At 72.3% G+C, this 10,758-nt stretch carries 8 protein-coding genes; 1 reads left to right on the top strand and 7 read right to left on the bottom strand.

The features are described 5' to 3' along the window. Positions 1-176 precede the first annotated feature (176 nt). Entirely contained in the window at positions 177-2,960 is a 2,784-nt protein-coding gene (locus ABZ484_RS21455; RefSeq protein ID WP_358867485.1) for an AAA family ATPase, read from the bottom strand. Between the two features lie 324 nt (positions 2,961-3,284). Between ABZ484_RS21455 and ABZ484_RS21450 the strand changes: the two genes are divergently transcribed. Beyond that, the gene (locus ABZ484_RS21450; protein WP_358867484.1) at positions 3,285-3,878 is read left to right on the top strand and encodes a malonic semialdehyde reductase; all 594 of its coding nucleotides are present in this window, start codon (positions 3,285-3,287) and stop codon (positions 3,876-3,878) included. 90 nt (positions 3,879-3,968) lie between these two features. Here the strand turns inward: ABZ484_RS21450 and ABZ484_RS21445 are convergent, their stop codons facing one another. The 6 genes from ABZ484_RS21445 to ABZ484_RS21420 form a co-directional block, all read right to left on the bottom strand. Continuing rightward, complete coding sequence (locus tag ABZ484_RS21445; protein WP_358867483.1) at positions 3,969-4,424, bottom strand: hypothetical protein; 456 nt, start codon at positions 4,422-4,424, stop codon at positions 3,969-3,971. A 131-nt stretch (positions 4,425-4,555) separates the two neighbouring features. Next, entirely contained in the window at positions 4,556-5,071 is a 516-nt protein-coding gene (locus tag ABZ484_RS21440) for a flavin reductase family protein (protein WP_358867482.1), read from the bottom strand. A 235-nt stretch (positions 5,072-5,306) separates the two neighbouring features. After that, positions 5,307-6,176, bottom strand: a complete 870-nt coding sequence (locus ABZ484_RS21435; RefSeq protein WP_358867481.1) for a dioxygenase — start codon at positions 6,174-6,176, stop codon at positions 5,307-5,309. 67 nt (positions 6,177-6,243) lie between these two features. Continuing rightward, positions 6,244-7,305 carry a maleylacetate reductase gene (locus ABZ484_RS21430; protein WP_358867480.1) on the bottom strand — a complete coding sequence of 354 codons (1,062 nt, stop codon included), beginning with the start codon at positions 7,303-7,305 and terminating at the stop codon, positions 6,244-6,246. A 737-nt stretch (positions 7,306-8,042) separates the two neighbouring features. Then, on the bottom strand, positions 8,043-8,789 hold the full coding sequence (locus ABZ484_RS21425; RefSeq protein ID WP_358867479.1) for an SDR family oxidoreductase: 747 nt from the start codon (positions 8,787-8,789) through the stop codon (positions 8,043-8,045). Between the two features lie 118 nt (positions 8,790-8,907). Beyond that, entirely contained in the window at positions 8,908-10,608 is a 1,701-nt protein-coding gene (locus tag ABZ484_RS21420; RefSeq protein ID WP_358867493.1) for an FAD-dependent oxidoreductase, read from the bottom strand. Between the last annotated feature and the right edge of the window lie 150 nt (positions 10,609-10,758).

The raw sequence follows: 10,758 nt of genomic DNA, 5'->3' as shown, positions 1-10,758 counted from the left end.
GTGCCCGCGGCGTGGACCGGGGCGTCCCGGTGCGGCTGCAACTCCTGCTGCTGACCACCCGTCTGGCCGCCGCCTGGGCCGGCTCCTCCGTGTCGACGCGCGGAACGGGCGGATGCTGCATCGTGCCGGGGTGAGCACCCGAGCGGACGGACCGAATCACCCGGGTGATCGGCGCGTCAGGCCTCCGGCGGGCCCGCGGCCTCGCGCTCCACGAGCAGCCGGGTCAGTTCGACTCTGGTGTTGATGCCCAGCTTGGTGAAGATGTGACGCAGATGGGTGTTCACGGTGTGGACGGACAGATACAGGCGTTCGGCGATGGCACGGTTGGTGAGCCCCTCCGCGACCAGCGGTGCGACCCTCAGTTCCGACTCGGACAAGCTGTCCCATCCGGACGTGGCCGCCGGGCGGTGCGGTCCGGGGGCGGCACGCACACCGAGGTCGGCCAGACGCCGCCGTACCCGGTCGTGGTCGCGGGTGGCGCCGCATCGCCGCAGCAGGCCCTGCGCCTCCCGAAGCTCCTGGACGGCCTCGTCGACGGCGCCCTCGCCGATCAGCGCATGGCCCAGATCCTCGTGGGCGGCAGCGAGGGCCAGGACCCGGGGTCCCAGCCGGTAGTCCCGGACGGCGGCCCGGAGCAGCCGGGAGCTGCCCTCGACCAGGCCCTGGACATGGGCGTGGACGGCCCGGGTGACGACGTGGCCGCCTGACTCGGCGGCGATGCGCCGCAGCACCGCGAGGATCGCCTCCGCCGCCTCCCGCCCGCCGCCCCGCAGCGCGATCCGCACCAGCCGCGGCCAGTGGCCGGGCGGTACCGACGGCAGCCAGGCCGGTCCTGTGCCGAATCCGCGGGTGAGGTCGGCCGCCTCCCGCGAGTGGTTCTCCGCGTCGAGCAGAGCGGCCTTGGCCAATGCCAGCCAGGGACCGTGCGGCGGGTTCGCGATGCCGGCCGTCGCCTCGGCGGTCCGCAGGTGCGTCCGCGCCTGGGACAGGTCTCCGCGGCGCACGGCGACATCGGCGAGCACCGCCCGCGCCAGCGGGACCGCGCGGGTGATCTCCAGTTCGTCGGCGACCGCCAGGCACGCCTCCGCCTCGACGGCCGCGTCGTCCAGGGCGCCGCGTTCGAGCAGCACGAAGGCGCGGTGGACGTACCAGTGCGGAAGGGACCAGCCGAGCCCCACCGCCTCGGCCTGGCGCCGGCCTTCCCGCAGGGTCCGTTCGGCCTCGTCCAGGCGGTCCGTAGCGGTCAGGACCGTGGCCAGCCACAGGGCGGGCACCCGCGGCGGGCGCAGCCGTATGGTGTGCGGCTCGGCGTCCGACCGCTGCCTGGCCTGCTCGGCGAGTTCGACGGCGTCGGACAACCGGCCGCGGTAGAAGGCGATCTGGGACTGGAAGACCATCGCGCTCACGACCACCGCGGTGTCCCGGCTCCTGCGGGCGCCCTCGATCAGCATGCCGCCGATCGCCTCGGCCGACACGAGCTCGCCCATCGACACCAGTCCGGTGCCCTGCGTCTTGAGCAGTTGGGTGCGCAGGTCCTCGCGCAGGTCGGGCAGCGCGAGCGCGAGGCGTGTGTGCGCCATGGCCGTCGTGTCGTCCCCCGTCGCCTGGTGGATCTCGGCCGCGACCAGGTGCAGGGCTGCCTGTTGAGCGGCGGCCAGGTCGTCGGAGAGCGTGGTGTTCACCAGGTGGAGTGCCTCGTGGATCCGGCGGGTCCCGGTGAGCTGGTACGAGGCCTCGGTCAGCAGCTCGATCCGGCGCGGGTCGCTCGGCGGCAGCCGTTCCGCGGCTTCGAGCGCGAGGTCGGCGGCGGCTTCGGGCACCGTCTCGGCGATGTCGCCCACCGCCCGCAGCAGCGTCCGCATCGCCTCCTGGTCCAGTGGCCCCCCGCCCAGCACGACGTGCCGGATCACCTCCGCCGACGGTGCGCCCGCGGTGCCCAGGAGCTCTCCGGCCTCCCGGTGCAGGGCCGATCTCATGGGCCGGGGGAGTTCCTCGTACACGGCGCGGCGCACCAGCTCGTGCCGGAAGGCCAGGCGGTCGCCGTCCTCCGCCAGCAGCTCGGCGCTCAGCACGGCGCCGACCGCGGGCAGGAGCGTTCCGACCCGGCGGTCGAGCATCCGGGCGGCGGTCGTGAGGTCGAACCTCCTGCCGAGCACCGAACCGACCTGGAGCAGCCGCATGGCGTCCTCGGGCAGTTCCCCGAGGAGCCGGTGGACGGTGCGCCGGAAATCGGCGGGGACGGGTGGACCGCCGGCGAGCGGAGCCTGGCCTCCGCTCCGCTCCAGGGCTCCCAGGAGCTCGACGACGAGGAAGGGGTTGCCGTGCACGTCCCGCAGGAGCGGCGCGAGGCCGGACTCCGGGGTGCGGCCGAGCAGGTCCGCGGCGATCTGCGTGATCGCCTCGGTGCCGAGGGGGCGCAGGACGAGCCGTGTGGCCCCGTTCTCCTCCCAGTGGTCGCGCGCACGGCGGGCCAGGGACCGCCCGCTCGCGGACTGCATGCCGAACAGCCACAGGATCCGTGAGCCGGCCAGCCGCTTCGGCAGCGCGCGCAGCGCGGCCAGTGTGGTGGGGTCCGCCCACTGCACGTCGTCGACCACGACCGACACCGGTGCCCGCCGGACCCGGCGCTCGAGGATCTCGGCGATGCGGTCGAGGACCCAGAACGGCTCCTCGGCGACGGCCTGTTCAGGCCCGTCGCGGTCGGCTTCGCCGGTCTCCCGCAGCGCGGCCAGCAGCGAGGACTGCGCGGCGTACTGGTCGAGCTCGTCGGCCTGGACACGGACGACCTCGAAGCCCTCCGCGCGACCGACGCGCACCGCTTCCTGAAGGAGCCTCGTCTTGCCCACGCCCGGGGCGCCTTCGACGAGCAGGCACATTCCGCCGCCACCGCGCACGGCGGTGTGGGCCCGGCGCAGGACCGCGAGCTCGCTGTCCCGGCCGCGGAGGGGGAAGGTCGTCATCACCGTTGGTCCGTGCCGTCGGGGGACCAGTCGGTGATCCTGTCGTTCCGCATGGGTCCAGCATGCCGGATCCACCCTGCCGGAGCGCTGCTCACCGTCCCGGCTTCACCCGGGTGACAACTCCTCGCCAGGGCCTGCCCGAGCGGCGATGCCCGCCGGCCCGGAGGCATGCGGCGAGCGGAGCGCGATCTCCCGCGAATCACCAGTTCATGCGATGTGGCCGGGAGTCGCCTCTCCGACACTGGCGACGTCGGGCGATGTGCGTCGGTCCCGTACGCCATCGAGCCCGCCCTGTCCCGTTTCCGACTTCCCTCAGAGGTGTCCATGTCTCTCGTACTCGACTCAGCGGCCCAACGTCTTCTGTTCCGCGACGCACGCACGGCGAACGCGTTCACGGACGAGCCGGTGACGGACGAACAGGTGCGCGCCATCCACGACCTGGTGAAGTACGGCCCGACCTCCATGAACCAGCAGCCGCTGCGTGTCGTCCTCGTCCGGTCGGACGAGGCCCGTGAACGCCTGCTCGGGCACATGGCCGAGGGCAACCGGGCCAAGACCGCTTCGGCCCCGCTCGTGGCCGTCCTCGCGGCGGACTACGAGTTCCACCGGGAACTGCCGAGCCAGTTCCCGCACTTCCCGCAGGCCAAGGACGTCTTCTTCGCCGAGCGGTCGGTGCGGGAGGAGTCCGCGCGACTCAACGCCGCGCTCCAGGTGGGGTACTTCATCGTGGGGGTCCGCGCCGCCGGACTCGCCGCCGGACCCATGACGGGCTTCGACGCCGAGGGGATCAACAAGGAGTTCTTCCCCGACGGTGAACACGGGGTCCTCGCCGTGGTGAACATCGGCAAGCCCGGCGAGAACGCGTGGCAGCCGCGCCTGCCCCGGCTCGCGTACGACGACGTCTTCACCACCGTCTGATCCGGATCCGGTGCGCGCACGCACCGGGCCGGGCCCAGGACACGACGATGCGGCCGCCGCCTCCCAGGAGGCGGCGGCCGCATCGTCGTGTCAGGACGCGTGCCGCGCGTCCTCGGGCCGTAAGGGGGCCTCGGCGCCGTGACGTTCGGCGTACCAGAACTGTGCGGCGGCGCCCACCAGGTACGCGGCCGTGCTCACCGCACCGACCGCCGCCCACAGGACGCATCGGGAGAGGAAGGAGGCGAGCAGCCGGCACAGCAGCATCCCGGCGCCCGCCGACGGCAGGTGCAAGGCCGCCCAGACCGGGGTCGGGCCGGCGGCACGCGGGCCGATCGGCCGGCGCGGGCCGCCGGCGGCGATCGCGCCCACGGCCACGAAGGACAGCGCCGCCCCGACCAGGAGCGCCGCCGCGTCCACGGCCCGCGGCTCACCGCGGGTCGCCGATGTCACCGTGGTGGCGGTCCACAGGGTCAGCGTGTAGCCGTAGGGAGTCGCGCTGCCGGAGACGACCGCCCGAAGCTGCCGTCGGTACCCGGGTACCGGCATGTCGACCCACCTCTCTGTCACCGCCCCGGACGCGGAGCGCTGGGAAAGCGCCTCGCCGGCGGGTGGCCGGACGCTGCCGTCCGTCCACCCGCCGCGAAGCCCACGGTGATGTGCGGCTTGCGCCCCACCGGTCAGCGCGTGCCCACGGGCGCGGCGCGCCGGGGTGCACGTCGCATGCTGCGGAACCCGCCCGCGAAGTACAGGAGCGGACGCGCCTGTTCCCGGTGCTCGAAGTGCCGTGCGTTGCCGACGAAGATGGTGTGGTCGCCACCGGGGAGCGCCGCCGCGACGTCGCACACGACGTGGGCGATGGCGTCCCGGAGGACCGGTACGCCGTGTTCGGTGTGGAAGTCCACTCCGGCGAACTTGTCGGGTTTGGAGACGGCGAAGTTCATGGCCAGGTCCTCGCTGCCCTCGCCGAGGACGTTCACCGCGAACCGTCCGGCGTTGGTGATGGCCTCACATGTGTACAGGTGATTGCCGATGCAGACGATGAGCTGGAGCGGATCCATCGACAGCGACGCGACAGCACTCGCCGTCATGCCGATCGGGTCGCTCTCGGTGTGCGTCGTGATCACGCTCACGCCGGTGGCGAGCCGGCCCATGGTGGCTCGGAAGGCGGCGGTCAGGTCAAGGGGTGCAGGCATGGTTGCCTCCGGGGAAGGGCGCTCGGCTGGCTGCCGAGGGACGGGGAAGTGCACGGGGATGTCCGTCGGCTGACGGGGCGTCGGCCGCGAGCTGTTCGGGTCCGGGACCGGGCGGCCCGGTGTCCGGGCAGGTCCGGTGCGCCTCTGCGAGCACGTGGCCGTGTGTTCCTGGAGCGTGCTGGGACGGGTGGCCCGGGGACGCGGACGCGGTGTCCCGCCCCGGGCGCCACGGCGGTCAACGACCGGAGAGCGGATCCAGGACGAAGGTGTGCCGCATGGCGGTGTAGGCCTCGTCGGTCGACTGCCGGTGCGGGCCGGTCCCCGCCGCGAAGGTGGTGAATTCGGCGATGAGCGACTGCTTGACGCCGAAGACGGGATCCTGGTCCAGGTAATCGTCGTCCGAGGGGAACAGCATGGTCGTCAACCGCTGGTATCCGGCCGCCTCGACGACCAGGTGGATGTGGGCGGGGCGCATCAGCGGGCGTCCTGTCGCCTTCATCAGTTCGCCCACGGTGCCGTCTCCGGGAATCGGATAGCTGGCGGGCCTGACGGAGCGGAAGGCGAAGCGGCCCTCCGCGTCCGTCCGGAACAGGCCGCGCATGGCGGGCTGGGTGAGCCCGGGAACGTCCACGTCGTAGTGGCCCGATCCGTCGCTGTGCCAGATGTCCACGGCCGCTCCGGCCACCGGTTCGCCCCGCTCGTCCAGCACCTGGCCGTCGAAGAAGAGGGGGGTACCGGCCAGTCCACCGGAGATGTCGTCCCCCGCGTCCCGCGCCGGCCGGTCCTCCCGGAAGAAGGGACCCTGGACGCTGTTCTCCGTGGCCTTGCCGTCCCGTCGGTGGTTGATCGCGTCGACGAGCATGGTGATGCCGAGAACGTCGGACAGGAGGATGAACTCCTGGCGTTGCGGCGAGCACAGCTGGCCCGTACGGGTCAGGAAGTCCACGCCCTGCGCCCATTCCTCCTCGGTCAGACCGACCTCGCGGACGAAGTCATGCGCGTGACGGACGAGTGAGCCGAGAATCCGCGCCACCCGCGGATCCGCGGTTCCGGCCATGGCGGCGATCACTTCCCCGGTGATGTCCGTGCTGTCCAGATCTCGCATGTATGTCTCCCTTGCACTTGGTCGCCACCGCGGACCACGGGCCACGGCGGACGCGGGTTCTTCGAGGTCATGCAGTCGGTGCGGCCCCGCGCCAGGCGCGGGTGAGGATCCCGGTGGCGGTGCGCCGGTCCACCGGGCGGGGGTTCCAGTAGCCGTTCTCCAGCACGAGGCCGGCCGCCGCCTCGATGCCCGACTCGGGCATGCCGAGTTCGCGCAGCGACCGGGGGACCCCGAGCCGCCCGGCGAACTCGTACAGACCGGTCGCCGGGTCGGCGGCGGACACAGCGGTGCCGATCCGTGCCATCGCCCGCGGCGCGGACGGCGCGTTGAACGCCACGACATGCGGGAGCACGACCGCGTGGGTCTCGGCGTGCGGCAGTGCGAACGTGCCCCCGAGGACGTGACAGATCTTGTGGTGCAGAGCCATGCCGACCGTGCCCAGACAGGCGCCGGCCAGCCAGGCTCCGTACAGGGCCCCGGAGCGGGCCTCGACGTCGTCCGGTCGCTCCGCGACGTCGGGGAGGTGCGTCGTCAGCGCGGTCAGCGCCTCACCGGCCATCAGGAACGCGAGCGGATCACGGTCCTCGGAGTAGAGCGCCTCCACGGCATGGGCGAGCGCGTTGAGCCCACTGGCCGCCGCCATGCGCGGCGGAAGCGTGAGGGTGAGGTCCACGTCGTAGACCACGGTCCTCAGCCGCACCTCGGGCAGGCGACGTGTCGTCTTCCGTTCGCCCTCGGTCTCGCCCAGGATCGGCGACATCTCCGAGCCCGCATACGTGGTCGGCAGCGCGATGTGCGGGAGTCCGGTGCGCAGCGACACCGCCTTGCCCAGCCCGATCGCCGACCCGCCGCCCACGCTGACCAGGCAGTCGGCCCGCTGCGCCGCCACGAAGCGGACGGCTCCTCGGGTGACGTGCGACGGCGTGTGCATGGCCGCTTCGGCGAAGACGCCGGCTGCCATGTCACCGAGTGTCTCCTCCACCGCGGCGGCCTGGGCGGCCTGACCCGGTGTGGAGAGCACCACCGCCCGCCTGCGTCCGAGGGCGGCGACCTCCTGCCCGATGCGGAGCCGTGTGCCGCTGCCGAAGACCACCCTGGTGATCTGCCCCTGGTGCACGAACCCGTCCATTGCGCTGCTCCTCAGCTCGCTCCGCCACATTCCGCCCGTCACCTCCCGCACAGGCCGCGGCAGTGACGGACGCAGCCGCCGATGCACCGCGTGGGCACCTTTCAGCCGACCGGCGCGCCTTGGGCGGGCCCGCCGATGGGCCGGCCGGGAGGTGTGCCGGGTTTTCCCGGTGCCGGCCGAAGGACGCGAACGCCGCGGCACCCACGACGGTGTTGTGGACGCGGCCCCGTCACCCGCGGGCGACGGGCGTCGCCGCCCGCGCTCCGAGCACGGTCGGCGCCGCCGCGGCGGTGTGCGTGCCGCGATCCCCGCCGTCCGTGACGTCCGGGACTTCGTCCATGCGCCGGCCGTCTGCCGACAACGTCAGTCTCGGTGTGACGGCGAGGGGCGCGCATCGCATGATCTGGTGATTGGCGCCGTGTACCGGGCGTTGCGTTCAGCCTCGTGGCTCCGGCGCACGCGGGTATGCCCGCGGCGATGCGTCCGCGGTGAGGGATGTGCGACGGCGTGCGAGGAGCGCGACCGGCGGGCCTGCGCCGCGGGGGCCGCTCGATCGGAGGGAGGCCGGTCCGGAGCAGTGGGGACGGCTCTCATCCCCTCGTCGCGGGCCCGCGAGTTGACGGCGGAGACCGTCCACGCCGCCCACGTGTTTCCGGGGATCGCCGGGTTCCGCCGCCGGCGACACGATCATGGCCGGGTGGCCCCCACCTGCCGGCGGAGGCCACCCCAGGGTTTGCTCACTTCTGCTGTGCGAGCCAGTCGGCGAACGTGGTCTCGGCGATGCGGGCGTCCGGCCCCGGCAGGAGCGTGGCCTCCCGCAACTCGGCACCCCAGTAGCGCGCCTGCGCGTCCGTGACGACCTCGCGGGGGTCGTTCCCGGCGGCGAGTCCCGTGCGGATGAAGTCGTCGAGCTGGAACGCCTCGGGGCCCGCGACCTCCACGACGCCGTTGACCGGGGCGCCGACCGAGGCGCGGGCGACGGCCGCGGCCACGTCGCCGGAGGCGATGGGCTGGATCCGGGCGGCGGGTACGCGCACGGTGCCGCCCTCGGTCATCCCGTCGGCGAGTCCCGTCACGAACTCGAAGAACTGGGTGGCGTGGACGATGGAGCAGGGGATCCCCGACGCCTTGATCAGGTCTTCCTGGACCTGCTTGGCGCGGAAGTACCCACTCTCCTGGAGGCGCTCGGTGCCGACCACGGACAGCGCCACGTGGTGTGTCACGGCGGCGTCCGCCTCCGCCTTCAGGACGTTGGCCGTGGACGCGCGGAAGAACGCCATGACCGCCTCGTCCTCGAACGAGGGCGAGTTGGACACGTCGACCACGACCGACGCGCCCCGAAGGACGTCGGCCAGGCCCTCGCCCGTCAGCGTGTTCACGCCGGTGCTGGGTGCGGCCGCGACCGCCTCGTGTCCGTGCTCGCCGAGCCCGGCGACCACCTTGGAACCGATGAGCCCGGTGCCACCGATCACTACAACCTTCATGACGGAATTCCTCCCGGAGTTTCCCGATGTCTGTACTAAGGAGAGACAGCACGGCGGTGCCGCCTGTGACACACCGTTCGCGACGGCGGGAAAGGATTCCGCCGCCGCCCTCAGTGGCCTATTCGGCGAGTTTTCCCTCGGTCGAGACCTCTCGCATCAAAGAGGAGATCGCTTCCGGGATCGCGGGGATGCTCTCACGGGTGACGCCCGTCGCCGGGGACCACACGAGGTTGACCCGCAGCGTGGGATCCAGGTCCGGAAAGTCGCTCCGGTTGTGGCAGCCGCGGGTCTCGCGGCGCTCGAGCGCCGCTTCGAGGGTGGCCCGGGCCGCCAGGGCGGAGGACTTGAGATCGAAGGCGTGTGCGAGGTCCTGGTAGCCGGCGATGTCCGGATGGACGCCGACATCCTCCATCCTCTTCTCGATCTCCGTGAGTTCCGCCAGCCCGGTGCGCAGGCCCGCCTCGTCGCGTACGACGCCCGCGTGCTCGGTCATGGTGTTGCGGATGGCGCGTTGCAGGGCGCGGACGTTCTCCCGTCCGTCGGCCGCGAGCAGCTCGTCGATCTCCGCGCGGGCCTGTGCCACGGCCGACGCCGACCGCGGCTGCGCGGTCAGGGACTGCGAATAGGCGGCGGCCGCCTGCCCGGTGATGCGGCCGAAGACCAGCAACTCGATGAGGCTGTTCCCGCCGAGGCGATTGGCGCCGTGCAGTCCGCTGGAGGCCTCACCGATGGCGTACAGGCCGCGCACGTCGGTGCTGTGGTCCTCGGGGCGCACCCACACCCCGCCCATCGAATAGTGCGCGGTGGGAGCGATCTCGACCGGTTCCCGGGTGATGTCCAGCATCTGGAGGTCGAGAAGCGTCTGATAGACGCGGGGAAGCCGGGTCATGATCGTCTGCCGTGGCAGGTGGGAGACGTCGAGCCAGACGCCTCCCTTGGGGGTCCCCCGCCCCTCCTTGATCTCCGTGTAGGACGCCAGTGCCACGCGGTCGCGGGTGGACAGCTCCATACGGTCGGGGTCGTAGCGGGTCATGAACCGCTCCCCGAGCGCATTGCGCAGGATCCCGCCTTCGCCGCGGGCGGCCTCGCTGACCAGGGTGCCGGCCGCGCTCTCCGGCTCCAGGATCCCCGACGGGTGGAACTGGACCAGCTCCGGGTCGCGCAGTCGGGCTCCGGCCTCCACCGCGAGGCGGAAGGAATCGCCCGTGTTCTCGTCGCGCCGCGAGGACGTGCGCCGCCAGATCCGGGTGTGCCCGCCCGCGGCGAGAATGACGGCGTCGGCGTGGATCAGGTACCGCGTTCCGTGCGTGAGATCGAAGCCGTAGGCACCGAAGACGGCGCCGTCGTGCACCAGAAGGCGGGTGATGTAGACGCCGTCGAGCACGGGGACGCCGAGCTGTTCCGTGCGACGGACGAGCGTGCGCTGGATCTCCAGGCCGGTGTAGTCGCCGGCGAAGGCGGTCCGCCGGAACGTGTGCGCGCCGAAGAAGCGCTGGGATATCCGGCCGTCGTCCTCCCGGGCGAAGGCCATACCGTAGCGTTCCAGGTCGTCGATGCCCCGGGCGGCGCCCTGGGTGACGATCTGGACGGTCCGGGGGTCGGCCAGCAGATAGCTCTCCTTGAGCGTGTCCGCCGCGTGCTGCTGCCAGGTGTCCTCGGGATCCATGGTGGCCAGCGCCGCATTGATCCCCCCGGCCGCGAGTGCCGTGTGGGCGTCGTCCTTGGGGCGCTTGCCGACCGCGAGGACGTCGACTCCGGCCTCGGCCAGTTCGATCGCTGCTCGCAGCCCGGCACCTCCGGTGCCGATCACCAGCACCATGGTGGAAAGACGTTGTTCGACGAGAGCCACGGTCCACTCCGATTGTCGGGGATGTCAGTCACTACGACCGGTGCGTCCCGGAATCTGTGACACCCTCCGTCAGGGCGGCCGGTCGCGGCGAATCACGCGTTCATGCGATGCGCCTCGGTG

Source organism: Streptomyces sp. NPDC006393, assembly GCF_040628575.1.
In the GTDB taxonomy this organism is placed as follows: Bacteria; Actinomycetota; Actinomycetes; order Streptomycetales; family Streptomycetaceae; genus Streptomyces.
The sequence above is the reverse complement of the archived record's forward strand: the minus strand, read 5'-3'. Positions and strand labels throughout refer to the sequence as shown.